Genomic DNA, 24,542 nt, shown 5'->3' with positions numbered 1-24,542 from the left:
GCCGTTCATCGCTGCCCCAGAGCGCGAGATCTCCTCGAGCAGCAGCGTCGCCTCGGTGATGCCGAGGCCGTGGCCGCCGTACTCCTCCGGGATGGTCATGCCGAGCCAGCCGCCCTTGGCGATGGCGTCGTAGAACTCCTGGGGGAATTCGTGGGCCTGGTCTTTCTCCATCCAGTAGTGGTCGTCGAACTTGCCCGCCAGCTCAGCGACGGACTTGCGGATCAGCTCCTGATCCTCGGTCAGTTCGAAACTCATCCCGCCGGGCACTAGTGCTCCCCTCTGGTCTCAACTCGCACAAACCAGTGCGCCGATGCGTAAACGGTCCTTCCGCACCGGCGCACTGACCAAAAGTACGACTCAGTCCTTGTTGCCGGTCAACTCCTTGGCGTTCGCCGCGAAGTCGGCGAAGTTGGCGCCGCCGTGCTCGTGCTTGCTGAGAGCCTGAGTGGACACGTCGTGTCCTTCGGCGGCCTTGCGCAGCGCGCCGACGGTGGCCTGTTCACGGGTGATGTGGGTGAACGGGTCCCAGTGATACCACCGCATGGCGTTCTCAAAGGTCATCTTATTGACCTCGTCATCGGGCACGTTGTGCTCGGTGAGCACCTCGTCGAGCTGTTCGGGGGCCCCAGGCCACATCGAGTCGCTGTGCGGGTAGTCGGCTTCCCAGCAGATGTTGTCGATACCGATATCGTTGCGCAGCTGCACCCCGACATGATCAGAGATGAAGCAGGTCAAGAAGTGATCCCGAAACACTTCTGAGGGCTTCTGGTCCTTGAAGTCCTGACCCGTCCACGTCGAATGCATCTCATAGGTGCGATCCGCTCGCTCCAAGAAATAGGGGATCCACCCGGTGCCGCCCTCGGACAGGGCGATCTTGAGGTCGGGGTACTTCTTGACCGGCTTGGACCACAACAGATCCGCGGCGGCCTGCACGATGTTCATCGGCTGCAAGGTGATCATCACGTCCATCGGTGCATCCGGCGCGGTGATCGCCAGCCGCCCCGACGAGCCGATGTGCACGTTGAGCACGGTGTCGGTGTCCACCAGCGCCTCCCACAGCGGCGTCCAGTAGTCATCGTGGAAGCTCGGATAACCCATTGCGGCGGGGTTTTCGGTGAACGTCAACGAATGCACGCCACGCTTGGCGTTGCGCCGCACCTCCGTGGCACACGCTTCGGCATCCCAGATCACCGGCAGCGTCATCGGAATGAACCGCGCCGGATAGGCCCCGCACCACTCCTCGACATGCCAGTCGTTGTAGGCCTGCACCAGCGCCAGGCTGAACTCGGGGTCCTCGGTGGCGAACAACCGGCCCGCGAACCCGGGGAACGACGGGAAACACATCGACCCGAGGATCCCGCCGGCATTCATATCCTTGACCCGCTCATCAACCTGCCAGCAGCCCGGCCGGATCTCATCCAGACCCTGCGGCTCCAGGCCGTACTCCTCCTTGGGCCGGCCCGCCACCGCGTTCAGCGCGACATTCGGAATCACAATGTCGCGGAACTGCCAGGTATCCGAACCATCGGGGTTGTGCACCAACTGCGGTGCATCATCGATGTACTTCTTGGGCAAGTGGTTCTTGAACATATCCGGCGGCTCAACAATGTGATCATCAACGCTGATCAGGATCATGTCGTCCTTGTTCATGCCTGTTCCTTTCGTCGAAGGTCCCCGGCCCCCGTGAATCGCTAATGTTCTCTGTGTGAGGAAACTATCTTCTCACCGTACGAGAATCAATGTCCGATAGCTAGCCTAGGGCCATCTGGCAGCACCGTTGCCTCCCGGCGGGCAGGCCGGTGACCGGCGGATCTGGCGCCGTGCATTGACCATCCGCGCAAAAGGTGGAAACCTATTGGCGAAATATGAGAACCTGATTCTCGTCGGGGAGAGGAGAGGGCTGTGCGGGTATCACCACTGCCGGCGGACGAGTGGGACGACAAGGTCGACCACGCGCTGTCCGGCATGCTGCCCGAGGAGCGCCGGAACCCCGAGCAAGCCGGCAACCTTCTGGCGACGCTGGTCCGTCACCCCAAGCTGACTCGTGCGTTCCTCCGCTTCAACAATCACCTGTTGTTCTCGTCGACCCTGCCGCCGCGCCTGCGCGAGCTCGCGGTGCTCCGGGTGGCACACCTACATCACTGCGAGTACGAGTGGCGTCACCACGTCCGCATGGGCGGCGAGGTCGGGCTGACCGACGACGTCATCGACGGCATCCAGCGCGGTGAGGCGGCCGATGATCTGGACCGCTCGGTCCTGCATGCCGTCGACGAACTCCAGGACAAGTCGAACATCTCGGACGAGACCTGGGCGGTCCTGTCCGACCATCTTGACGAGCGTCAGCGCATGGACCTCGTCTTCACGATCGGCTGCTATGGCGCACTCGCCATGGCTATCAACACCTTTGGCGTAGAACCCGACCAGGAGGAGAGGTAACAACCGTGGCATTTTTCCCGAAACCGGCGGCTGGTAGCTGGACTGAGAACTGGCCAGAACTCGGCACGGCGCCGATCAACTACGAGGACTCCATCGATCCGGAGCACTTCAAGCTGGAGCAGGAGGCGATCTTCAAGAAGACGTGGCTCAAGGTGGGCCGCGTCGAGCGGCTGCCCAAGAAGGGCAGCTATTTCACCCGCGAGATGCCATCGGTCGGACCCGGCACGTCGGTGATCATCGTCAAGGATGTAAAAGACGGTGTCGAGATCGTCCGGTGCTTCTACAACCAATGCCGTCACCGCGGAAACAAGCTGGTGTGGAGCGACTACCCGGGTGAGGAGGTGTCGGGCACGTGCCGCCAGTTCACCTGCAAGTACCACGCGTGGCGATATAGCCTCGAGGGTGATCTCACGTTCGTCCAGCAGGAGGGTGAGTTCTTCGATCTCGACAAGGCGGACTACGGACTCGTCCCTGTGCGCTGCGAGGTGTGGGAAGGCTTCATCTTCATCAACTTCGACAAAGACGCCGAACCGCTTACCGACTACCTAGGCGACTTCGGCAAGGGACTCGAGGGATATCCCTTCCACGAGATGACGGAGCACTACAGCTACCGGTCGGACGTCAACGCGAATTGGAAGTTGTTCATCGACGCGTTCATCGAGTTCTACCACGCGCCGATCCTGCACATGAAGCAGGCGGAGAAGGAGGAGGCCGAGAAGCTGGCAAAATTCGGCTTCGAGGCACTCGCGTATGACATCAAGGGCGACCACTCCATGGTGTCGTCCTGGGGTGGGATGTCACCGCCCAAGGACCTGAGTATGGTCAAGCCCATCGAGCGGATCCTGCACAGCGGCCTGTTCGGGCCGTGGGACCGCCCCGACATCAAGGGCATCCTGCCTGACGAACTGCCGCCGGCCATCAACCCGGGCCGCCACAAGAGCTGGGGCACTGACTCATTCGAGTTCTTCCCCAACTTCACCCTATTGTTCTGGGCGCCGGGTTGGTACCTCACGTACAACTACTGGCCGACCGCGGTGGACAAGCACATCTTCGAGGCCGACCTCTACTTCGTGCCGCCGAAGAACCTCCGTGAGCGGCTCTCCCAGGAACTGGCCGCCGTGACATTCAAGGAGTACGCGTTCCAGGACGCGAACACTTTGGAGGCCACCCAGACGCAGATCGGCACCCGGGTCGTTACCGACTTCCCGCTGTGCGATCAGGAGATCTTGCTTCGCCACCTGCACAAGACGGCACACAAGTACGTCGACAGGTACAAGGCCAGCCTGAACGGAACCAACGGTCAGTCGAGCACGAAAGTCGGCGAGAAGGATCACGCAAATGTCTAAACTGCCAGAAGAATTCGCCGATCTGGAGAAGTTCAGTGACTGGTGCCTGCCCACCGAAGAGGAGCGCTACCAGAAGCGGCTGAACTCGACGATGGCCGAGATGCAGGAGCTCTACGACGCCGGCATGGCGCGTCTCGAGGACATCATGGTCTACGTCGACGCGCGCTTCCCGCTCAAGGGCATGCCGGACGATGCCAAGGCGCTTGTGCACCTCGGGCAGTCGATCGTCATGGTGAGCTTCCCCGTCGAGGTGTGGAAGCAGCCCCGCGTGCTCGACAGCGGCGCGGCGTACATCGAACTGATCAAGGAGCCGGTGGTCTGACGTGCCATTGACCCTCAGAGCGGCGGGTCTGGTCGACGTCGACGCAGGCGAAATCGTCCGACCGGGAGTCATCCATGTCGACGGCGACAAGATCGTCGGCGTGGGTGGCGACACTCCGGAGGGCTCGGAGGTGATCGACCTCGGCGACGCCATCCTGTTGCCGGGCCTGATGGACATGGAGGTCAACCTGCTGATGGGCGGGCGCGGGGAGAACCCCGGCCTGTCGCAGGTTCAGGACGATCCCCCGACACGGGTGCTGCGCGCCGTCGGCAATGCGCGACGCACACTGCGCGCGGGTTTCACCACCGTGCGCAACCTCGGATTGTTCGTCAAGACAGGCGGTTACCTGCTCGACGTCGCACTCGGCAAGGCGATCGACGCCGGCTGGATCGAGGGCCCGCGGGTGGTGCCCGCCGGCCATGCGATCACGCCGACAGGCGGCCATCTGGACCCGACGATGTTCGCCGCGTTCATGCCGGGCGTGCTCGAGCTGACCGTCGAGGAGGGCATCGCCAACGGTGTCGACGAAATCCGAAAGGCGGTGCGGTACCAGATCAAGCACGGTGCCCAGCTGATCAAGGTCTGCTGCTCAGGTGGTGTCATGTCGATGACCGGAGAGGCAGGCGCGCAACACTATTCGGACGAGGAGTTGCGGGCCATTGTCGACGAGGCGCATCGGCGGGGGCTGCGGGTCGCCGCGCACACCCACGGCGCCGAGGCGGTCAAACATGCCGTGGAGTGCGGCATCGACTGTATCGAGCACGGCTTCCTGATGGACGACGAGGCGATCAAGATGCTCGTCGACAACGACCGATTCCTGGTCACCACGCGGCGGCTCGCCGAGGCGATGGATGTCTCCAAGGCCCCAAAAGAGTTGCAGGACAAGGCCGCCGAGATGTTTCCGAAGGCGCGCACGTCGATCAAGGCCGCCTACGAAGCGGGCGTGAAGATCGCCGTCGGCACCGACGCACCGGCGATTCCGCATGGCCGCAACGCCGACGAACTGGTGACTCTCGTGGAATGGGGCATGCCGCCGGCAGCGGTGCTACGCGCGGCGACGGTCGTCGCGGCGGACCTGATCAACAAACCCAATCTCGGCCGCATCGCCGAGGGCTACCTCGCGGACATCATCGCGGTGCCTGCCGATCCGTTACTGGACATCAGCGTTACACAGAACGTATGTTTTGTAATGAAGGGAGGTAGGGTCTATGTCAACAAGAACTGATGACATCGTGGAGATCCAGCAGCTCCTCGCGAAGTACGCAGTGACCATCACCCAAGGCGACATCGAGGGCCTCGTCTCGGTGTTCACTCCCGACGGCACCTACAGCGCTTTCGGTGAAACCTATGCGCTGGAACGCTTTCCCGTGCTCGTCGACGCCGCGCCTAAGGGCCTCTTCATGACGGGGACCGCGCTGGTCGACCTCGACGGCGATACGGCGACGGGTACGCAGCCGCTGTGCTTCATCGAGCATTCGCAGCATGACATGCGCATCGGGTATTACCGCGACAACTACGTCCGCACCGCCGAGGGCTGGCGGCTGAAGACCAGGGCCATGACCTTTATCCGAAGAAGCGGCGACCACGACCACGGGCGGCCGCACGCCATCGGCCGACCTCCTGCATGAACGTCGCCGAGTTCCGGTCGGACCTGCGTTCATGGCTCGATGAGAACGACCTAACCCCGCCGCCCGGTGACGAAACGCTTTCCGGACACATGCGCCAGTTCGCGAGGGTGCAACGTGCGCTCTACGACGCCGGCTGGAGTCGCTACGGCTGGCCCGAGCACGCCGGCGGACTTGGCGGTCCGGCAATGCTGCGGGCCATCGTCGGCGAAGAAGTCGTCGGCCGCCGGCTCGCCGAGCCGGGACCGTATTCGATGCTTGAAGTACTTGCGCCGACGATGATCGACTACGCGGCTGCTGAGCTGGCCGCGGAGATGGTGCCGAAACTGCTCAGCGGCGAAGAGCAATGGTGCCAAGGGTTTTCCGAGCCGGGCTCGGGCAGCGACCTGGCATCGCTGACCACCCGTGCCGTGCAGCGTGGCGACCAGTGGATCATCAACGGCCAGAAGGTGTGGACAAGTTTCGCCCAGTACTCGCACCGGTGCATCCTGCTCACCCGCACCGGTGATGCGGATATTCCCAACCATGAGGCGATCACCGCGTTCTTCGTCGACGTCGACACTCCCGGCATCACTGTGCGCCCGCTGCGCACCATGCATGATGTCGACGAGTTCTGCGAGGTGTACTTCGACGACGTGGCGGTCGACGCGAACCGGATGCTTGGCAAGCCCGGTGACGGCTGGCGGCTGGCGATGGATCTGCTGCCGTACGAACGCTCGACCTGCTTCTGGCAGCGCATCGCCTACCTGTACTCCCGTTTCGACGCGCTGATCGGTGACGTCAAAAGAGTCGGCCAGGCCGTCGACTCGGATCTGGGCGAGGCGTATCTGGCCCTGCACACCCTGCGGTGCCGGTCCCGGGCCACCCAGCATCGGCTGGCCGACGGTCACAAGCTGGGTCCGGACACCTCGATCGACAAGGTGCTGCTCGCCGGTGCCGAACAGCGGCTCTACGACACCGCACGCGATCTGATGCCCGGCTTAATCGAACTTGACGACACAGCTTGGCGCACCGAGTTCCTGTATTCGCGGGCGGCCACCATCTACGGCGGCACCGCCGAGGTGCAGCGCAACATCATCGCGCGTCGCCTGCTGGACCTCGGGAAGGAGTGAAGTTGGCCCCGCAATCAGGTCCAGCAATGGATTCAGAGTCACTCGAATTGCTCGAAGCTGGTCTGCGCAAGACGATGCTGTCGACGTCCGGCGCTGAGCTGGATGCGGCATTGGCCGATCTGGGCTGGGCCGACATGCTGTCCGACATGCCCGATCTGGCGATACCGCTGGTGTTCCGACTCCTTGGCGAAACCGGTTCGCACGCTTCGGTTCTCAACGATGTGGTGCTGGAGACCATCGGCGGATTGCCCGGCGGAACCCCGCCGATGCCGTACTCCGGCGGCGGCTGGGTGGTGTGGGAACGAACGGCGGGCACGGAGCCGACGCTTGGCGGGCTTCCGCTGCGCCGGGTTCCCGACGGCGAGCTGATGCGGATGGGCGAGCCCCGCCGCGCCGTGGGGTGGTGGCTGGTCGGTTCGGCCAGGGCGATGCTGACCCTCGCCCGCCAGCATGCGCTGGACCGAGTCCAGTTCGGCAAGCCGATTGCGTCGTTCCAGGCGGTCCGGCACCGGCTGGCCGAGACGCTGGTGGCCATCGAGGGCGCCGAGGCGACTCTGACCCTGCCGGGGACTGACAACCCCGACCTGACCGCAATGCTCGCAAAGGCCGCCGCGGGCAAGGCCGCGCTGACCGCGGCCAAACACTGCCAGCAGGTGCTCGGCGGCATCGGCTTCACCGCCGAGCACGACCTGCACCAGCATGTGAAGCGGGCCTTCGTGCTTGACGGATTGCTCGGCAGCTCAAGGGAACTCACGCGGAAGGCCGGAGCAGGGCTGCGGGCCCGCGGCTCAGCCCCCCGCCTGGCCGACCTCTAACTACCGCGTGGGCCCACGCGAAGATGGGGACGTGCGTGTTCCCCTCGCAAGCGGTGGGCCCAGTTGGCAGACACGCCGCCACAGCACGGCACTTCGCGCACGTTCGCGGATGGTGACCGTGCGCAAAGTTCGCTGATTCTGCGGCGCGTCGGCCGTAAACACGCACGCTTGCGCAGGGGTGACCTACTTGATGTTGGCCTTCATCTCGTCGAGGTTCACCAACACTGGCCACCCGCTGACGCTCAGCGCGTTGCCATGGCCGGTCTGATGAATGTCGAACACGGATTGGATGGCCGCGTAGAAACCCTGCACATCGAGGGTCTGATTGACGGCGCGCTTGGCCTGGCGCAACGCGAACGGCGCCATCTTGGCGATCTGCTCAGCCAATGCCCTCGTCTCGCTATCCAGCTGGTCGCGAGGCACGACCCGGTTGACCATGCCGGTGCTGAGCACCTCGTCCGCGGTCATCGCCCGACCCGTGAAGAGGATCTCCTTCGCCTTGCGGGGTCCCAATTCCCAGGTGTGGCCGTGGTATTCGACGCCGCCGATGCCCATGAGCACCACTGGGTCGGAGAACTGCGCGTCGTCGGCGGCGATGATGAGGTCGCAGGGCCAGCACAGCAGCAGGCCGCCGGAAATACACCGGCCCTGGACCGCGGCGATTGATGGCTTCGGCACGTTGCGCCAGCGCAGGGTGTATTCGAGGTAGCGCTTGGCCTCGTGCTGGATGATGAGCTCGAGCGTGACCTTGTCGGGCACCGGTCCACCGCCCCTGATGTCATGGCCGGCAGAGAAGTGTTTTCCGTTGGCGCGCAACACGATCACCGAGACGTCATTGTCCTCGGCGGCGCGGGTCCAAGCGGCGTCGAGTTCGTCGAGCAGCTCGGTATTCTGGGCGTTGGCGGCCTCGGGCCGGTTGAGGGTGATGGTCGCGATGCGGTCGGCGACCTCGTAGTCGATGTACACGGCAGTCCTTAATTTCGGGGCAGGCCCAGCAATCGCTGAGCGATGATGTTGCGTTGGATTTCAGAGGTGCCGCCGGCGATGGTCCCGCCGAAGGAACGGACATAGCGCTCGAACCATCCGCTCACGTAGGCGTCGAGGTTGAGCGCGCTGTAGCGGCCCGAAATGCTCGGGTGCGCCAGGCCTTCGGCGCCCGCCGAGGCCAGCGCGTGTTCGGCTGCCGTCTGCGAGGCTTCCGAGCCGAAAAGTTTGAGCACGGACAGGGCGTGCACATCCTCCTCACCGCGCGCCGCGCGGGCCAGCGCCACCGATCCGAGCAGACGCAGCGCCTGGTTGTCCATCACCAGCGTGGCGTACCGGTCACGATCGAGGACAGAGGAGGGACGAAAATCCTCGACGAGTTCCTGGAGGCGGTCGGCATAGCTGAGCCACAACATGTTCCGCTCGTGCCCGAGTGATCCGCTGGCCACCCGCCAACCCTCGTTGAGCGGCCCGATCAGGTTCTCAGCCGGCACACGGACGTCGTTGAAGAACACCTCGTTGAAGTCCAGATCGCCTGGATCGCATACCGACGCGAACGGTCGTCGCACCACGCCGGGAAGATCGGTGGGGATCATCAGCACGCTGATGCCCTTGTGCTTAGGGACATTCGGATCGGTGCGAACAAAGGTCAGCAAGACGTCGGCGTCATGGGCGCCCGACGTCCACACCTTCTGCCCGTTGACAACGAAGTTCTCGCCATCCAGGACTGCCTTCGTGCGCAGCGACGCGAGGTCAGACCCGGCGCCCGGCTCGCTCATTCCCAACGATGCCGTCATCTCGGCCCGCAGGATCGGAACCGCCCACCGACGCCGCTGCTCGGGCGTTCCGAAGGAGATCAACGAGGCCGAGATGATGCCGACGCCCTGCGGATTGAATGTGAGGTATGCCCGCCGGCGGGCCAGTTCCTCTTGATGGACGTACTGCTGCAGGATCGTCGCGTTTCGCCCCCCGAACTCAGGCGGATACCCGGGCAAAAGCCAGCCATGATCGAACATGAGCCGCTGCCAGTGGCGTGCCCATTGCGGTATGTGACTGCTGGACCGCGAGCGCTCGAGGGCTTCGGTGTCGGACGGGAGGTGTTCATCGAGGAAAGCGACGAACTCCGCGCGGAAGGCCTCGACGTCAGAATCGAAGGTCAGCTGCACAGCACTCCCGCAGGAAGAAAAGTCGAAGGACTTCTGTTATCAACAAAATGAGAATACTATTCTCATGATGAGAAAGTTACAATCTCTGACACGTTGGCCGCGAGGGGGTCGAGGACCGCAATGCCAAGGCGATCTCCGGTACAGTCGGTTCATGTTTTCCCCACTCGGCCTGCGTCTGAGCCACCGGTGACCAGTCCCAGCGAAGAACCCGCCTGGAAGCAGCGCGCGGTCGAGCGATCGATCAAGACCGCGAAGCTCCGGGCGGCCCAACGCGTTCAGCGATTTCTCGACGCCGCCCAAGCGATCATTATTGAAAAGGGAAGCACAGACTTCACCGTCCAAGAGGTCGTCGACCGGTCACGGCAATCATTGCGAAGCTTCTACCTGCAGTTCGACGGCAAGCACGAGCTGTTGCTGGCCCTGTTCGAAGACGCGCTGAGCCGTTCGGCCGAGCAGATTCGCGCCGCGACCACCACCCAGGACAAGCCGATCGAGCGCCTCAAAGTCGCGATCGAGCTGTTGTTTGAGTCCTCGCGCCCGGACCCGACGGCGAAACGGCCGCTGTTCACCGACTTCGCACCGCGCCTACTGGTTTCTCATCCGTCCGAGGTCAAGGTCGCCCACGCACCGCTGCTTTCGCTGCTCACGGAGTTGATGGAAGAGGCCAGCGCTGCAGGTCAACTGCGTGCCGGCATCAACCCGAAGCGGATGGCGGCTATGACGATGCAGACGGTCATGTTCGTCGCACAGTCCAGTGGCGAGGCTGGGGACGGGACCATACATCCCATCACGGCGGACGAAGTCTGGGACTTCTGCAGTCACGGATTCGCCGCCAGCTAGTTGAGAATTACATTCTCGCCGACGTAGAACGTCCCTTACACTTTGATGTGTGCCCGACCTATGGGCCGATCTTCTCGGCTGCCTCGATCTCGCTGCGGAACCCGACGGATTCACGTTCGTGGGCCGCAATCAACAGCTGGAATACCACCGGGTGTTCGGCGGCCAGCTCCTCGCGCAGTTTCTCCGGATCGCATCGCTGACCTGCCCCGATAAGGCCGTCAAGTCGCAACACGCCGTATTCGCGCGGGAGGGCCGCGCCAACGAACCCATTCGATATGAGCTCACGCGCAACCACGAAGGCCGGTCCTTCGCCGCGCTGACGATCACCGCACGGCAGAGTCGCGGCGTCGTGGCCGCGTCCTCGATCAGCATGCATGCCAGCGAGGGTGGACCTGAGCATCAGGACATCGCCGAGAGTCCCGCCCTCCTCGGCCCCGAGTATCGGGTTTCGCTCGACTTGATTCCTTGGGAGACCCGTGCCGTCGTCGACCTCAACGCGACCGCCACCGGGCCACCGCAGTTCGAGTTCTGGATGCGCACCCCGCCCACCACGCCCGACCTGGCGCCCGCGCTCGCCGCATACGCCACCGACCTCACTCTCATCGGCACCGCACTGCGTCCGATCGACGGCGCCAGCCAGCGAGGCAATGGCACCACATTCACCTCGGCTGTCACCTCGCACACCGTGTGGTTCCACCGGCCGTTTCGAACCGACACTTGGTTGCTGCTGCGCCAGCACAGTCCCCTGTTGGCCCACGGCCGCTGCTTCGGTCGCGGCGACGTCATCACCGAGGACGGCACCCTGGTCGCCTCGTATGGGCAAGAAGCACTCCTGCGATTTGCGAGCTGACTGTGACGGAGCCAAACCCCTTGCGTTACCGCGTAGTCCAGTGGGCGACCGGTACCATCGGCCGCTACGCGCTGCGCGCGATCATCGAACACCCGCACATGGTCTTGGCAGGTGTCTACGTCCACGGCGTAGACAAGGTTGGCCGCGACGCCGGCGAGTTGTGCGGTACAACCTCCACTGGCGTCATGACCACCAACAGCCTCGACGACATCGTGGATCTCCGCCCGGACTGCGTGCTGTACATGCCGAGCGTCCTCGACCTCGCCGAGGTGTGCCGACTGCTCGCGTCGGGCATCAACGTCGTGACGACCTGTGGCACCTTCCACCATCCGCCATCCTTGGACCCCGACATCGGTGCGAAAGTCCAGAGGGCGTGTGACCTCGGCGGCGCATCAATTCACAGCACCGGCAGCAGTCCCGGCTTCATCACCGAGGCCATTCCCTTGGTCTTGACGTCGATTCAGCGACGAATCGACGGCCTCACAATCGACGAGTATGCCGATCTGTCGCAACGCAATTCGCCGGAACTGCTGTTCGACGTGATGGGTTTCGGCCGTCCCGCCGGCGTGTTCGAGCAGTTTCGCGCTGATTACCTGCGGTCCAGTTTCGGGCCGTCACTTCGGCTCGTCGCGGACGCGATCGGGCTGCCGCTGGACGCCGTGGAGGCCAGCGGTGAGCTGGCGACGGCCAGCACGGACACGACGATCGCGGCGGGCACACTGCCCGCGGGAAGTACTGCCGCCCAACGAATTACGATTGCCGGCCTCCGTGCGGGCAAGACACTTCTGCAGTTCCGTGCCACCTGGTACTGCACGACCGACTTCGAGCCCGCATGGGATGTTCGCGACACCGGCTGGCACGTGTCGGTCGACGGCGACGCGCCGCTGGAGGTCGACATCCGCATGCCGATACCGCTGGATCGAATGGCTGCCGTGACGCCGGCCTACACCGCCAACCGCGCGGTCAATGCTCTTCCGTACGTGTGCTCGGCCGGCCCAGGAATCCACACCACGTTCGACCTACCCCAGGTCGTCACCGCGCTAGACGAGAATAAGGTTCTTCTAAGCGGAGAGTACAAATAGTTCGAAATGAGTTGACCATTGACACCCGCGCGTAGCCGATGACAGAGTTGTGAGACAAATGATAGCCATATGTCTTACGAGGCTGGTCCAGCGAGAGGTAGCGCCGTGACGATCAGTGCAGAAAGTGATGTCCACTTCGACCCCTACGACGTGGACCTCAACGCCGATCCCTATCCGATGTTTCGCCGGTTGCGTGAAGAGCAACCCCTGTACTACAACGCGCAACACGACTTCTACGCGATCAGCAGGTTCGCCGACGTCGACGAGGCACTGGTCGACAACAAGACCTTCATCTCCGGCAGGGGTGCGATCCTCGAGATCATCAAGGCCGACATGGAGATTCCGCCAGGAACGCTGATCTTCGAAGACCCCCCGATCCACGACATCCATCGCAAGCTGCTTGCCCGGATGTTCACCCCGCGCAAGATCATGGCACTCGAGCCCAAGATTCGTGAGTACTGCGCGCGCAGCTTGGACCCGATCGTCGGCTCCGGCAAGTTCGACTTCATCAAGGACTTCGGCGCGCAGATGCCGATGCGGGTGATTGGTTTACTGCTCGGCATCCCCGAAGAGGACCAGGAAGCAATCCGGGACCACTCGAACGCGACCATGCGCACCGAGGCGGGTAAGCCCCTGAAGGTAGCGTCCGAGGGTTTCGATGACGGATCGATTTTCGCCGACTACATCGACTGGCGGGCCGACAACCCCTCCGACGACATCATGACCGAGCTGCTCAACGTCGAATTCGAGGACGAAACGGGCATAACGCGCCGGCTGACCCGCGACGAGCTGCTTCTGTATGTGAATGTCGTTGCCGGAGCGGGGAATGAGACCACCACGCGGCTGATCGGCTGGGCAGGCAAGGTACTGGCCGAGCACCCCGATCAGCGCCGCGCACTTGCCGAGGACCATTCGCTGATACCTCAGGCAATCGAGGAGCTGCTGCGCTACGAACCACCCGCGCCGCACGTGGCGCGCTACGTGAACCGCGACGTCGAGTACTACGGCCAGACAGTTCCCGAGGGCAGCGTGATGTTGATGTTGATCGGCGCCGCCAACCGCGATCACCGTCAATTCCCTCCCGACGGAGAGGGTTTCGACATTCACCGGGTGGCGCGTCAGCACCTGGCTTTCAGCGTCGGCACCCACTACTGCCTCGGCTCGGCGCTGGCGCGCCTCGAGGGACGCATCGCGCTCGAGGAGATCCTCAAGCGATTCCCCGAGTGGGAGGTCGATCTCGACAACGCGGCGTTGTCCCCAACGTCGACCGTGCGGGGATGGGACGAAATGCCCGCATTCATCAACTAAAACCGCTTCTGACAGTAAGGAATTGAGGTAGATCATGACGGGACGTGTTGAAGGTAAGGTCGCGTTCATCACCGGCGCGGCACGCGGCCAGGGGCGGGCGCACGCGGTTCGGCTGGCCCAAGAGGGCGCAGACATCATCGCCGTCGACATCTGTAAACAGATCGACAGCGTTCGAATTCCGTTGTCCACACCCGAGGATCTGGCCGAGACCGCCGATCTGGTGAAGGGCCACAACCGCCGCATCTACACCGCCGAGGTCGATGTCCGCGACTACGACGCGCTTAAGGCCGCGGTGGATACCGGTGTCGAGCAAATGGGCAGGCTCGACATCATCGTCGCCAACGCCGGCATCGGCAATGGCGGCGAGACGCTGGACAAGACCAGCGAAGGCGACTGGACCGACATGATCGACGTCAACCTCGGAGGCGTGTGGAAGTCGGTGAAGGCCGGTGTCCCGCACATCCTCGAAGGCGGCCGCGGCGGTTCGATCATTCTGACCAGCTCGGTCGGCGGCCTCAAGGCCTATCCGCATACGGGCCACTACGTAGCCGCCAAACACGGTGTGGTGGGCCTGATGCGGACTTTCGCAGTCGAGTTGGGCCAGCACAACATTCGGGTCAACTCCGTTCACCCGACCAACGTCAACACCCCGTTGTTCATGAACGAGCCGACGATGAAGCTGTTCCGTCCCGACCTGGAGAACCCGGGCCCCGACGATATGAAGGTGGTCGGGCAGTTGATGCACACGCTGCCGATCGGCTGGGTGGAGCCCGAGGACATCGCCAACGCGGTGTTGTTCCTCGCCTCAGACGAGGCACGTTTCATCACCGGTGTCACATTGCCGGTCGACGGCGGCAGCTGCCTCAAGTAGCGCGACGTCACCACCGCGGTTCTGCCGCTTGAATATCCGGCGGTCCTCGGGCGCTAGCTTCACCCGGTAGGACCGCCCAAGACCGGCGCCGTCATCGTCGATGCCCCGAGGCGCCGGTGATCGATGATCGATGATCGATGATCGAATTCTGCACGGACTCGACCACCCGTGCCGCTTTGTCCTGCCGATTCACACTCAATGAGGAGAAGCGATATGCCTGTAGCAATTAACCGTCGGTTCTTGGCCCGATCAGGCGCGCGACAGATGCTGCGCGCCGCTATGGCGTCAAGCGCGGCGACAATAATGCTGGGTGGCGTCGGCGTCTCGATCGCCAACGCCCAGCCGGCGCCGACCTCGCTTCTGTGTGGGTTCTCGTCGCCCGGGGACGACTCGGGCGCCGAGGTCGATGCGATCAAGCAGCTCAAGGCAAGCTACTTCTCGAACGTCGATGCGAAGAACTGGACCGCTCTGCGCGAACTCCTCGCTCCCGACGTCACGGTGGACACCACGTGCAGCGCCGGGCCCATCCTTATTGGCAGGGACCCGTTCATCGCGTTCCTACAGCTCACGCTCGGTGGCGCCACTACGCACCATCAGGGTTACGACCCGCATGTCAAGCTGACGTCCGCGACGACTGCCGAGGCCCTGTGGACGATGGAGGATGTGCTCGTCTTCGGCGGCACTCTCGGGGTGCACGGTTACGGCCACTACAGCGATCGCTATACAAAGGTCAACGGCAAGTGGGTGGTCAAGTACTCCAAGCTCACCCGCACCCGCTTCGATCTGACCAATCCCGACGGCACGATGATCCAGGCGGACGCTCCACTCGCTGACGTCGTAGCCAAGGTCAAAGCGGCCACCGGGCAGTAGCCGTCAACGCCTGACCCCTTCCCCGAAACGGCCCGATCGCCGCGGGTCGGTGGTTCGATAGAACCGTTGACCGCGAATGGGGTGGGGACGTGAAGCGACTCAACGGCATGGACGCCATGCTCCTGTACAGCGAGACGCCGAACCTGCACACCCACACGCTCAAAGTGGCGATTGTCAACGCCGCCGAATTCGACGGCGAGTTCACCTTTGATCTGTTCCGTCGGACGATCCAGCGTCGGCTGCACCTGCTCGACCCGCTGCGCTACCAGCTCGTCGACATCCCGTGGAAACTGCACCATCCGATGTGGCTGGAGAACTGCCCTGTCGATCTGGACTATCACCTGCGCCGCGTGCGCATACCCAGCCCGGGCGGCCGTCGCGAGCTCGATGAGGTGATCGGCCAGATAGCGAGCACGCCACTGGACCGCAACCGCCCGCTGTGGGAGTTTCATTTCGCCGAGGGCATGGCCGACAAGCGGTTCGCACTGATCGGCAAGGTGCACCACACGCTGGCCGACGGGGTCGCCTCGGCCAATCTCCTTGCCCGGCTGATGGATCTGGCCGGATCGGCGCAGGACGAACGCGACGACTACGAAACCTGCGACCCGCCGTCAAAGGCGGAGTTGTTGCGGGCGGCCGCACGCGACAACGCCGAACATGTCGCCGCCCTGCCGGGTTTGATGAAGGATGCCGTACGTGGGATCTCGCGGCTCCGGCGGCGTTCACGGGAGCGCAGCCACTCCCCCGAGATGGCCAAGATGTTCAAGACACCACCGACATTCGTCAACCATGTGGTCTCCCCCGTGCGGACGTTCGCGACAGCGTCGCTGTCGCTTGCCGATGTCAAGGAGACCTCAAAATGCCTCGGGATCACATTCAACGACGTCGTGCTGGCGATGGCGGCTGGGGGCCTGCGAGAGCTGCTGTTGCGCTACGACGGCAGGGCCGACCAGCCGATCCTGGCGTCCGTGCCCGTCAGCACCGATTCGTCACAAGACCGGATCACCGGCAACGAAATCAGTGGATTGGCGGTTTCGTTGCCGGTACACATCGACGACCCGCTGGAACGCGTGCGACTGACGTCGCTGGCCACCGCACGCGCCAAGGAGGACAACGAACTCCTCGGCCCGACGTTGCACGGGCGGATGATGGACTATCTTCCGCCGCCGCTGGCACCTGCGTTGTTCCGATGGCAGTCAAAACGCGCCGCTCACAACAGGATCATGAACGTCGCGGTGTCCAGCGTGCCGGGACCCCGCGAGTATGGACATCTCGGAGGAGCCACTGTCAGCGAGATCTACTCCATCGGCGTGCTGTCGCCCGGCAGCGCCTTCAACATGACCGTGTGGAGCTATGTGGACCAGGTCGACATCTCGGTGCTGTCCGACGACCGCACCTTCAACGACGTACACGAGGCGACAGACGCGATGCTCCACGGACTCGCTGAGATCCGGCGCGCCGCCGGACTTCCCGGTCTCACGCCCGTAGGTACCGCGATGGCCCCGGCGAGTGCGGCCGGTTAGTCAAGGTGCGCGCGCAGATCCTTGCGCAGTACCTTCCCGGTACTGCCGCGGGGTAGCTCCTCGAGAACCGTGATCTCGCGCGGCACTTTGTAATTGGCGAGATTGTCGCGCACGTGTTGCTTCAGCGTGTCTGCCGTGGCCGACGCGCCCTGTTCCAGCACCACGAAGGCCGCCAATCGCTGGCCGTACTGCTCGTCGTCGACACCGATCACCGCCGCTTCAGCCACCTCCGGATGGGCCATCAATGCCTGCTCGACCTCGATGGGGTAGACGTTCTCGCCTCCCGAGACGATCATCTCGTCGTCGCGGCCCACCACGAACAGTCGTCCGGCCTCGTCGAGATATCCCATATCCCCCGACGCCATGAATCCTTGGTGGAAATCCTTGGTCTTTCCCGATGTGTAGCCGTCGAACAATGTGCCGCTGCGGACGAAGATCTGGCCGACCTCTCCGATCGGCAGGTCACGGAAACTCTCGTCAAGGATGCGAATCTCGGTGCCGGCGGCGGGCTTTCCTGCGGTATCGGGTGCCAATCGGAGATCGGCGGGGGTGGCGGTCGCGATCATGCCCGCCTCGGTGGCATTGTAATTGTTGTAGATGACGTCGCCGAACTGGTCCATGAACTTGGTCACCACGTCGGGCCGCATCCGTGAGCCCGACGCTGTGGCGAACCGCAATGACTTGCATCTGTAGCGGTTTCGCACGTCGTCGGGCAGCTCCATGATTCGGTCGAACATCACCGGGACGACGGCCAGCCCGGTCGCCCGATGCCGGTCGATCAGTTGCAGAGTGGCTTCCGGGTCGAACTTGCGGCGGGTGACGATCGTGCACGCCAGCAACGCCGCGAACAGCAACTGGGAGAAACCCCATGCGTGAAACATCGGCGCCACGATGACCGTAGCCTCCTCTGCTCGCCACGGAGTGCGATCGAGAACCGCTTTCAGGTCGCCCGCGTCGCCGCTGCCTTCGGATCGCTTGGCGCCCTTCGGTGTTCCTGTGGTCCCCGACGTGAGAAGAATGATGTCGCTTTTGCGTTCACTGGGTCGCGGGCGCCGGCCTGCGTGGGACTCGATGAGCTTGTCGAGGGTCAGTTCCCCGCCGGGTTCATCAGTCCAGCCGATGATCCGCGTCGCGTCGGGCATGTCGGCAAGTGCGGTGTCGACGATCCCGGTGAACTCGTCGTCGTAGATCACGACGTCCGCGCCCTCCCGCGTCACCACCTCCGCCAAGGCAGGCCCCGCGAAGGAGGTGTTGAGCAGCAATACGTCGGCACCCGTTCTGTTGGATCCCACCAGCGCCTCGACAAAGCCGCGATGGTTACGACACATCACTGCAACACTTTTCGGCGCACCGCGTGGCATGGCCTGCAATGCCACCGCGAGCGCGTCACATCGGTCGTCGAGTTCCTTCCAGGTCAGCTCCCCGCGCTCGTCGATCAAGCCCGGGCGATCCGGGCACCGCTGCGCAGCGGTCGCGAAGCCGACCGTTGCCGTCATCCCGACACGGCGCACAGCGGCACCCATACGCACATACTTGTCAGGCCGAAGCGGTGCGATCAGCCTTGCCCGCCACAGTGTTTGCAGTAGCCCAAGAGCGTCCGCCATGGCCGTCAACCCAGTACCGGGAACCGGCGTTCGCGGGCAAGCTCATCGACGGCGGCCTGCATCACCGCCCGCACATGAAGGTCGACCTCATCGACGTCCGGATCCTCTCCGAACTGCGCGGCGATGTGGATGGGCTCCAGCACCCGGGTCACGATCTTCGCGGGCAGCGGCAGGTTCGGCGGCAAGATGACACTCAGACCGAAGGGAAAGCCGATGCTGATTGGCAGGATCTCGATTCGTGCCCGCTTGAGACCTAGGCGGCGTGCGATGGAATCGCCTCGCGCCAAGAATAATTGGGTTTCCTGACCCCCGATGGACACCAATGGCACGATCGGCACGCCGGTCTCGACGGCGGTGCGCACGTAGCCGGTGCGTCCGCCGAAGTCGATGACGTTCTCTGTCAGGGTTGGCCGGTACGAGTCGTAGTCGCCGCCGGGGAAGACCAGCACAACGGCACCGTCCCGCAACGCCTTGGCGGCGTTCTCGCGATTCGCCTCGATGACGCCCGCGCGGCGCAACCAGTCACCGACGTTGGCAATGAACACGCCATAGTGGGCGAGGGTGTACACGGGTCGGTCGAAGCCGAACTTCTCGTAGAACGCGGGCGCGAAGATCAGCACATCGGGGGTGAACATGCCGCCCGAATGGTTGGACACCACGAGTGCACCACCGGCGGGCGGGAGGCGATCCAGATCGCGGACCTCGGCGCGGAAGTACCGCTTGATGACTGGGCCCACCCAGCTTGTGATCTGCCGGGTAAACCCGGGATCCCACTTGGCGACCTCAGGCTGATCCGCTCTGCTCATCTAATGCCTGTTCCGCATCTCGCCCCCGCCCAAACCTGATGTGGGCCTAACCAGCGGATATGATACTCTCCGAAAAAGAGAACGTCATAGTTTCAGGAGATTCATGTCCGACACTGTGCTCGTCACGGGTGGCTTCGGCCTGGTGGGATCGGCAACGGTCGCGCACCTGGCGGCCGAGGGCCGCACCGTGGTTGCAGCCGATCTCGACACTCCTGCCAACGTTACGAAGGCAGAGGGGCTGCCCGACGGGGTCGACGCCCGATGGGCCGATCTGACAGACCCAGCCGCGGTCGACCGCCTTCTCGCCGAGGTGTCCCCTGCAGCGATCATCCACTTGGCTGCGGTCATCCCTCCGCCGATCTACCGCAACGCGAAGCTCGCGAAGAAGGTCAACGTGGGTGCGACCAAGGAGTTGGTGCGCGCCGCAGAGGCAATGCCCAACCCCCCGCGCTTTGTGCAGGCGTCAAGCAGCGCCGTCTACGGTTCTCGCAACCCGCACCGCAACAACGGTCCGGTCCGTGCGGACACCCCGCCGCGGGCGGTGGATCTGTACAGCGCTACCAAGTTGGAAGCCGAAGAACAAGTGCGGGCGTCGAGCCTGGAATGGGTGGTCCTGCGAGTCGGCGGCGTGATCAGCGTCGACCCGAAGGCCATACCGTTCTCAACCGACGCGCTGTACTTCGAGAGCGTGTTGCCGACCGACGGACGCATCCACACCGTCGACGTCCGCGACGTCGCGGCCGCGTTCGCGGCGGCGACCACCGCAGACGTCGCACGTGAAATTCTCCTGATCGCCGGCGATGATTCGCACAAGTTGAGGCAAGGCGATGTCGGCGCAGCGTTGGCTGCGGCACGCGGGCTCGCCGGTGCTCTGCCGGCGGGCCGGCCAGGTAATCCGGACGACGACGACGCGTGGTTCGTCACGGATTGGATGGACGCCGCGCGGGCGCAACAGGCGCTGTCATTCCAGCATCATTCGTGGCCCGAGATGCTCGAGGAGATGCGCGATGCGGCCGGGTGGACTCGTCACCTGCTGCGGCCGGCGGCACCGATCGCAAGGGCGGTTCTCAAGCGCCGGTCGGCGTATTGGAAGGCGCCCGGTCAGTACGCCGATCCGTGGGGCGCAATACGGGCGAAATTGGGCGAACCCGCCCCGGATGGGCCCTACGACCGCTCCTAGGACATAGTGTTCGCGCCGTGGAGAGTTTCGAAGGGCGCGGAGCGGTCATCACCGGCGGTGCCAACGGGATTGGTTTGGCGACCGCCAAAGAGTTCGCCCGCCGTGGCGCGCGCGTGGTGCTGGCAGACATCGATCAGTCCGCGCTGGACGACGCGGTCGCGCAGCTGCGCAGCGATGGGGTCGACGCGTACGGCGTCGTGTGCGACGTCCGAAAGCTCGACCACGTCAGCGCGCTGGCCGATGAGGCCTTCCGGCTTCTCGACGCCGTGCACGTGGTGTTCAACAACGCGGGCATCGCGTACGCCGGACCGATCACGGAGACCACCCACGACGACTGGCGGTTTGTCATCGACGTCGATCTATGGGGACCCATCCACGGCGTCGAGGCGTTCCTGCCGCGGCTGATCGCCCAGGGCGACGGTGGCCACATGGTGTTCACGTCGTCATTCGCGGGGCTGATTCCCAATGTCGGACTTGGCCCGTACTGCGTGGCCAAGTACGGCGTCGTCGCGCTCGCCGAGACGCTTGCGCGCGAGGTGAGGCCGGACGGTATCGGCGTCACGGTGCTGTGCCCGATGATCGTCGAAACCAACCTGCTCGCCAACACCGAACGCGTGCGAAGCGCGGACTACGGCCCGGCCCACTCGGAGGCCGAGACCGTTCAACAGCTGGCATCCGCGCCGGATGACGACTCGGTGCTGCGCGTCGAGGATGTCGCGCGCCTGACGACCGAGGCGATCCTCGCGAACCGTCTCTACGTCCTTCCGCACCGTGCGTCGCGCGATTCGATCCGGCGCAGATTCGAACGCATCGACCGCACCTTCGACGACCAGGCCGCCGAGGGCTGGACTCACTGACTTTGAATACGCGTGGCTAGCAACGCAGTCCATTCGGTGAGGTAGCGATCGTCGGGAACGCGCGCCTCGCGCTGGTGGAAGAGGCTGGTCGCGAAGCGGGCGCCGAGAATTCCGTTGACCCCGAGTGCGGCCAGCACAGCGCAGTCTTGCCGGGCAAGCGTCGGCGCCCATGCGGCGATCCAGTCGGCGAGTTCTGCGTTGAGCCCATCAACAAGTGCGGCGTAGGCGGTGTCGAGGCGCGCCGATCGTCCTGCCGGAGTGCGCGCGGCGATCTGCAGTAGCTCGATCTCCTCGTCAACCACGGAGAGTAGGTACCGGCCGAGGACGGTGAGTTCGGCGCGAAGGTCGTCGAGCCCGGCGAACAGCGTCCGGATGTCGTGCATGGCGCGCCGCCGGTCCAGTTGACGATCGATGCCGGCGTCCAGAAGCGCCTCTTTGGATCTGAAGTGGTGATACAGCGCGCCGGAGCCCGCGGCCAATCCCGCTGCCGCTTCGATCTGCGAAACGCTGGTCGCCTCAAAGCCCTTCGCGCTGAACAACCGCATGGCCTCGGTGACCAGTCGTTCCCGTGTCGGCGCCGATACTGACATTTGACCTCTCCCAAGTGATCACTTATCTTGATCAAGATATCACTTACCACGCAGGGTCGGGGCGGGAGGCAGCATGCCGCATCAAGACAACCCTGTTCCGCGTGGGCGAATACGGCGAACGATGCCGCTGGCGGGTTTCACGGCACGCGCGGCCGGCGGGCGGCTTGTTGCCGGTCTGCAAGGCAAGGCGGGTCAGGACGGCGCAGTCGAGCGGTTTCACGAGCGCACGGCCGAGCGCTACGCCGAACTACTCGGGCACTCCAAGGGTGCACTGATGAAGGTCGGCCAGATGATCTCGATGATCGATGCCCGCGGCCTCGGCTCGGGGGGATTTGCGCCGTACCAGGAGGCTCTGACTCGGCTGCAGTCCGATGCCCCGCCAATGGCTCCCGAACTGGTGCATGCCGTACTCGACACCGAACTCGGCTCTGCCGTTGAGCATTTCGCCTCGTTCGAGGATGAGCCGATGGCGGCGGCGTCCATTGGACAAGTTCACCGAGCCGTCCTTTGCGACGGTCGTGAAGTCGTGGTCAAGATCCAGTATCCCGGAGTGGCACAGGCGATCCGCGCAGATTTGGCCAACACCGAACTGGTAGCGACGTTTCTACGATTCGCAACATCGGCCTCGGGGATGGTGTTCGATCCGCGGAAGCTGGCACGCGAGTTGACGGTTCGGATCGGCGAAGAGGTCGACTACCGACGTGAGGCGGCCAACATCGCGGCTTTTGACGACCTCTATCGCGATCACCCGTTCATCCGCATCCCCGAAGTCGTGCCCGCCGCATCCAGTGACCGGGTTCTGACGATGACCTACCTGGACGGAATGGACTGGGCGGCAGCACAACAGGCGGATCAGGACCTGAAGAACACCTGGGCCGAGGTCATCACCCGATTCAGCAACGCCAACTACCGGCACGCCAACCTCATGCACTCCGATCCCCACCCCGGCAACTACCGCTTCAATACCGACGGCACGGTCGGCTTCGTCGACTTCGGCTGCGTGAAGATCCTGCCCGAATCCATGCGCCGAGCGTCGGTCGCCATCGTGCGCTGCGCAATCGAGAGGCGCACCGACGACCTTCGTGCCGCCATGGTGCAGGCCGGCTTCATCACCGCCAATTCCGAACTGACGGCTGGGGAACTGCAGTGGTTCTGGTCGCAGGTGTTCTACGAGATCATCGTCGCGCCGCAACCGGCGACGTATTCACCCGAGAGTCCGGCCCGTACCGCGCGTTGGGTGTTCGGTCTCGACTCCGCCAACCCGTTGACGCGCATGACCGCACCCGACGACCTCGCCTTCGCGCCACGTATTCAGACTGCGGTAAGCAATGTGTGCGGCGCCCTGCACGCGACTATGCCGGCCCGCGCGATCGCGGACGACATGGACGGCGTCGCGGAACCCATTACCGAGCTAGGAAAGTTACACCACGCCTGGGTACGAGAGCGCGGTCTGCCGTCAGCCTTGGATGACCATGACCACCCCTGAAGTTCCGCGCGGACGCATCCGGCGGACGATGCCGCTTGCGGGATTTACAGCGCGCGCCGCCGGCGGCCGACTTGTTGCCGGGCTACGGGAAAAGGCGGGTCAGGACGGAGCCGTCGAACGGTTCCATGAACGCACCGCCGAGCGCTACACCGAACTGCTCGGGCACTCCAAGGGCGCACTGATGAAGGCCGGCCAGATTCTGTCGATGGTCGACGCTCGCGCGCTCGGCACGGGCGGATTCGCTCCGTATCAGAAGGCCATGAGTCGGCTGCAGGCAGATGCTCCGCCGATGCATCCAGCCCTGGTTCGTGAAGTCCTCGACGCCGAACTCGGCTCTGCCGTTGAGCATTTCGCCTCGTTCGAGGATGAGCCGATAGCGGCGGCCTCCATTGGGCAAGTTCACCGCGCCGTGCTTCGCGACGGCCGCGACGTTGTGGCCAAAATCCAGTATCCCGGTGTCGCCCAAGCAATCCGCGATGACCTGTCCAACACCGAATTGGTGGCCACCTTCTTGCGCTTTGCAATGGCGGCTTCAGGCATGAAGGTCGATGTCCGGACCGTGGCGCGCGAGGCGGCGGCGCGGATCTCCGAAGAGGTCGACTACCGGCACGAAGCCGCTATGATCGCCGCGTTCAACGAGCTCTACCGCGGTCACCCATTCATCCGCATCCCCACCGTCATCTCCGAAGCATCCGGTGACCGGGTGCTCACAATGACCTACCTCGACGGAATGGACTACACCGCAGCACAACAAGCGGACCAGGATCTGAAGAACACCTGGGCCGAAGTGATCGCACGATTCATCAACGGCAACCACCGCCACGCCAACCTGGTGCACGCCGATCCCCACCCCGGCAACTACCGCTTCA

At 64.0% G+C, this 24,542-nt stretch carries 25 protein-coding genes; 18 read left to right on the top strand and 7 right to left on the bottom strand.

What is annotated here, in order from left to right; translation table 11 throughout:
* Together VFH65_RS15805 and VFH65_RS15800 are read right to left on the bottom strand one after the other, a co-directional pair.
* A partial coding sequence (locus tag VFH65_RS15805) for an acyl-CoA dehydrogenase family protein (protein WP_353322681.1) occupies positions 1-255 on the bottom strand: 255 nt, incomplete at its 3' end.
* A 102-nt stretch (positions 256-357) separates the two neighbouring features.
* A complete protein-coding gene (locus tag VFH65_RS15800) occupies positions 358-1,650 on the bottom strand; it encodes an amidohydrolase family protein (RefSeq protein WP_353322680.1) in 1,293 nt (430 codons plus the stop codon).
* A gap of 252 nt (positions 1,651-1,902) precedes the next feature.
* Here VFH65_RS15800 and VFH65_RS15795 point away from each other — a divergent pair, with 252 nt between their 5' ends.
* Genes VFH65_RS15795 through VFH65_RS15765 form a run of 7 tightly spaced genes read left to right on the top strand, consistent with a single transcriptional unit; the run spans position 1,903 to position 7,656 of the window.
* Entirely contained in the window at positions 1,903-2,436 is a 534-nt protein-coding gene (locus VFH65_RS15795) for a carboxymuconolactone decarboxylase family protein (RefSeq protein WP_353322678.1), read from the top strand.
* A gap of 5 nt (positions 2,437-2,441) precedes the next feature.
* Complete coding sequence (locus VFH65_RS15790; protein ID WP_353322676.1) at positions 2,442-3,782, top strand: aromatic ring-hydroxylating oxygenase subunit alpha; 1,341 nt, start codon at positions 2,442-2,444, stop codon at positions 3,780-3,782.
* Positions 3,775-4,104 (top strand): hypothetical protein, encoded by a 330-nt coding sequence (locus VFH65_RS15785; RefSeq protein ID WP_353322674.1) that lies wholly within the window; start codon positions 3,775-3,777, stop codon positions 4,102-4,104. The genes VFH65_RS15790 and VFH65_RS15785 overlap by 8 nt, the downstream gene beginning before the upstream one ends.
* 1 nt (position 4,105) lies before the next feature.
* A complete protein-coding gene (locus VFH65_RS15780) occupies positions 4,106-5,329 on the top strand; it encodes a metal-dependent hydrolase family protein (RefSeq protein ID WP_353322673.1) in 1,224 nt (407 codons plus the stop codon).
* Positions 5,313-5,732 carry a nuclear transport factor 2 family protein gene (locus tag VFH65_RS15775; RefSeq protein ID WP_353322672.1) on the top strand — a complete coding sequence of 140 codons (420 nt, stop codon included), beginning with the start codon at positions 5,313-5,315 and terminating at the stop codon, positions 5,730-5,732. The genes VFH65_RS15780 and VFH65_RS15775 overlap by 17 nt, the downstream gene beginning before the upstream one ends.
* Positions 5,729-6,841, top strand: coding sequence for an acyl-CoA dehydrogenase family protein (locus VFH65_RS15770; RefSeq protein ID WP_353322671.1), 1,113 nt, complete (start codon positions 5,729-5,731; stop codon positions 6,839-6,841). Before VFH65_RS15775 ends, VFH65_RS15770 begins: the two co-directional genes overlap by 4 nt.
* Before the next feature lie 26 nt (positions 6,842-6,867).
* On the top strand, positions 6,868-7,656 hold the full coding sequence (locus tag VFH65_RS15765; protein WP_353322670.1) for an acyl-CoA dehydrogenase family protein: 789 nt from the start codon (positions 6,868-6,870) through the stop codon (positions 7,654-7,656).
* 183 nt (positions 7,657-7,839) lie between these two features.
* Here the strand turns inward: VFH65_RS15765 and VFH65_RS15760 are convergent, their stop codons facing one another.
* Both VFH65_RS15760 and VFH65_RS15755 read right to left on the bottom strand, forming a co-directional pair.
* On the bottom strand, positions 7,840-8,622 hold the full coding sequence (locus VFH65_RS15760) for an enoyl-CoA hydratase (RefSeq protein ID WP_353322669.1): 783 nt from the start codon (positions 8,620-8,622) through the stop codon (positions 7,840-7,842).
* Positions 8,623-8,630: 8 nt separating this feature from the next.
* Entirely contained in the window at positions 8,631-9,806 is a 1,176-nt protein-coding gene (locus VFH65_RS15755) for an acyl-CoA dehydrogenase family protein (RefSeq protein ID WP_353322667.1), read from the bottom strand.
* A gap of 120 nt (positions 9,807-9,926) precedes the next feature.
* On the opposite strand from VFH65_RS15755, the gene VFH65_RS15750 reads away from it, so the two are divergent.
* The 7 genes from VFH65_RS15750 to VFH65_RS15720 all read left to right on the top strand — a co-directional run bounded on the left by VFH65_RS15750 (position 9,927) and on the right by VFH65_RS15720 (position 17,150).
* The gene (locus tag VFH65_RS15750) at positions 9,927-10,646 is read left to right on the top strand and encodes a TetR/AcrR family transcriptional regulator (protein WP_353322665.1); all 720 of its coding nucleotides are present in this window, start codon (positions 9,927-9,929) and stop codon (positions 10,644-10,646) included.
* Positions 10,647-10,695: 49 nt separating this feature from the next.
* The gene (locus tag VFH65_RS15745; RefSeq protein ID WP_353322663.1) at positions 10,696-11,496 is read left to right on the top strand and encodes an acyl-CoA thioesterase; all 801 of its coding nucleotides are present in this window, start codon (positions 10,696-10,698) and stop codon (positions 11,494-11,496) included.
* A gap of 2 nt (positions 11,497-11,498) precedes the next feature.
* Complete coding sequence (locus tag VFH65_RS15740; RefSeq protein ID WP_353322662.1) at positions 11,499-12,578, top strand: dihydrodipicolinate reductase; 1,080 nt, start codon at positions 11,499-11,501, stop codon at positions 12,576-12,578.
* A 105-nt stretch (positions 12,579-12,683) separates the two neighbouring features.
* Positions 12,684-13,886 (top strand): cytochrome P450, encoded by a 1,203-nt coding sequence (locus VFH65_RS15735; protein WP_353322661.1) that lies wholly within the window; start codon positions 12,684-12,686, stop codon positions 13,884-13,886.
* A 34-nt stretch (positions 13,887-13,920) separates the two neighbouring features.
* Entirely contained in the window at positions 13,921-14,757 is an 837-nt protein-coding gene (locus VFH65_RS15730; RefSeq protein ID WP_353322659.1) for a mycofactocin-coupled SDR family oxidoreductase, read from the top strand.
* A gap of 213 nt (positions 14,758-14,970) precedes the next feature.
* Positions 14,971-15,627, top strand: a complete 657-nt coding sequence (locus tag VFH65_RS15725; RefSeq protein ID WP_353322658.1) for a nuclear transport factor 2 family protein — start codon at positions 14,971-14,973, stop codon at positions 15,625-15,627.
* Between the two features lie 89 nt (positions 15,628-15,716).
* Complete coding sequence (locus VFH65_RS15720; protein ID WP_353322657.1) at positions 15,717-17,150, top strand: WS/DGAT/MGAT family O-acyltransferase; 1,434 nt, start codon at positions 15,717-15,719, stop codon at positions 17,148-17,150.
* On the opposite strand, the gene fadD12 is transcribed toward VFH65_RS15720, so the two are convergent.
* Both fadD12 and VFH65_RS15710 read right to left on the bottom strand, forming a co-directional pair.
* Positions 17,147-18,754 carry an acyl-CoA ligase FadD12 gene (gene fadD12, locus VFH65_RS15715; protein ID WP_353322656.1) on the bottom strand — a complete coding sequence of 536 codons (1,608 nt, stop codon included), beginning with the start codon at positions 18,752-18,754 and terminating at the stop codon, positions 17,147-17,149. The genes VFH65_RS15720 and fadD12 overlap by 4 nt on opposite strands.
* A 5-nt stretch (positions 18,755-18,759) precedes the next feature.
* Positions 18,760-19,560, bottom strand: a complete 801-nt coding sequence (locus VFH65_RS15710) for a lysophospholipid acyltransferase family protein (protein WP_353322654.1) — start codon at positions 19,558-19,560, stop codon at positions 18,760-18,762.
* Between the two features lie 103 nt (positions 19,561-19,663).
* Here VFH65_RS15710 and VFH65_RS15705 point away from each other — a divergent pair, with 103 nt between their 5' ends.
* Positions 19,664-20,740, top strand: a complete 1,077-nt coding sequence (locus VFH65_RS15705; RefSeq protein ID WP_353322653.1) for an NAD-dependent epimerase/dehydratase family protein — start codon at positions 19,664-19,666, stop codon at positions 20,738-20,740.
* Between the two features lie 17 nt (positions 20,741-20,757).
* Positions 20,758-21,597: an SDR family NAD(P)-dependent oxidoreductase gene (locus tag VFH65_RS15700; protein ID WP_353322652.1), complete on the top strand. Its 840-nt coding sequence runs from the start codon at positions 20,758-20,760 to the stop codon at positions 21,595-21,597.
* Here VFH65_RS15700 and VFH65_RS15695 read toward each other — a convergent pair.
* Positions 21,591-22,187 (bottom strand): TetR/AcrR family transcriptional regulator, encoded by a 597-nt coding sequence (locus VFH65_RS15695; RefSeq protein WP_353322651.1) that lies wholly within the window; start codon positions 22,185-22,187, stop codon positions 21,591-21,593. The two genes, VFH65_RS15700 and VFH65_RS15695, sit on opposite strands and share 7 nt — an antisense overlap.
* A gap of 121 nt (positions 22,188-22,308) precedes the next feature.
* Between VFH65_RS15695 and VFH65_RS15690 the strand changes: the two genes are divergently transcribed.
* Both VFH65_RS15690 and VFH65_RS15685 read left to right on the top strand, forming a co-directional pair.
* Positions 22,309-23,673, top strand: coding sequence for an ABC1 kinase family protein (locus VFH65_RS15690; protein ID WP_353322649.1), 1,365 nt, complete (start codon positions 22,309-22,311; stop codon positions 23,671-23,673).
* On the top strand, positions 23,660-24,542 hold an 883-nt coding region (locus tag VFH65_RS15685), incomplete at its 3' end, for an ABC1 kinase family protein (RefSeq protein ID WP_353322648.1). The genes VFH65_RS15690 and VFH65_RS15685, both read left to right, overlap by 14 nt.

The sequence above is a fragment of the Mycobacterium sp. genome, assembly GCF_035697385.1.
Classification (GTDB): domain Bacteria; phylum Actinomycetota; class Actinomycetes; order Mycobacteriales; family Mycobacteriaceae; genus Mycobacterium.
Note: the sequence above shows the minus strand (reverse complement) of the source record. Positions and strands in the feature narration are given on the sequence as shown.

Bases quoted from the DNA above. Each gene is read 5' to 3' on its own strand.
- VFH65_RS15800 (WP_353322680.1), bottom strand. From the start codon at position 1,650: ATGAACAAGGACGACATGATCCTGATCAGCGTTGATGATCACATTGTT.
- VFH65_RS15785 (WP_353322674.1), top strand. From the start codon at position 3,775: ATGTCTAAACTGCCAGAAGAATTCGCCGATCTGGAGAAGTTCAGTGAC.
- VFH65_RS15775 (WP_353322672.1), top strand. From the start codon at position 5,313: ATGTCAACAAGAACTGATGACATCGTGGAGATCCAGCAGCTCCTCGCG.
- VFH65_RS15770 (WP_353322671.1), top strand. From the start codon at position 5,729: ATGAACGTCGCCGAGTTCCGGTCGGACCTGCGTTCATGGCTCGATGAG.
- VFH65_RS15765 (WP_353322670.1), top strand. From the start codon at position 6,868: ATGGATTCAGAGTCACTCGAATTGCTCGAAGCTGGTCTGCGCAAGACG.
- VFH65_RS15750 (WP_353322665.1), top strand. From the start codon at position 9,927: ATGCCAAGGCGATCTCCGGTACAGTCGGTTCATGTTTTCCCCACTCGG.
- VFH65_RS15730 (WP_353322659.1), top strand. From the start codon at position 13,921: ATGACGGGACGTGTTGAAGGTAAGGTCGCGTTCATCACCGGCGCGGCA.
- VFH65_RS15725 (WP_353322658.1), top strand. From the start codon at position 14,971: ATGCCTGTAGCAATTAACCGTCGGTTCTTGGCCCGATCAGGCGCGCGA.
- fadD12 (WP_353322656.1), bottom strand. From the start codon at position 18,754: ATGGCGGACGCTCTTGGGCTACTGCAAACACTGTGGCGGGCAAGGCTG.
- VFH65_RS15710 (WP_353322654.1), bottom strand. From the start codon at position 19,560: ATGAGCAGAGCGGATCAGCCTGAGGTCGCCAAGTGGGATCCCGGGTTT.
- VFH65_RS15705 (WP_353322653.1), top strand. From the start codon at position 19,664: ATGTCCGACACTGTGCTCGTCACGGGTGGCTTCGGCCTGGTGGGATCG.
- VFH65_RS15695 (WP_353322651.1), bottom strand. From the start codon at position 22,187: ATGTCAGTATCGGCGCCGACACGGGAACGACTGGTCACCGAGGCCATG.
- VFH65_RS15690 (WP_353322649.1), top strand. From the start codon at position 22,309: ATGCCGCTGGCGGGTTTCACGGCACGCGCGGCCGGCGGGCGGCTTGTT.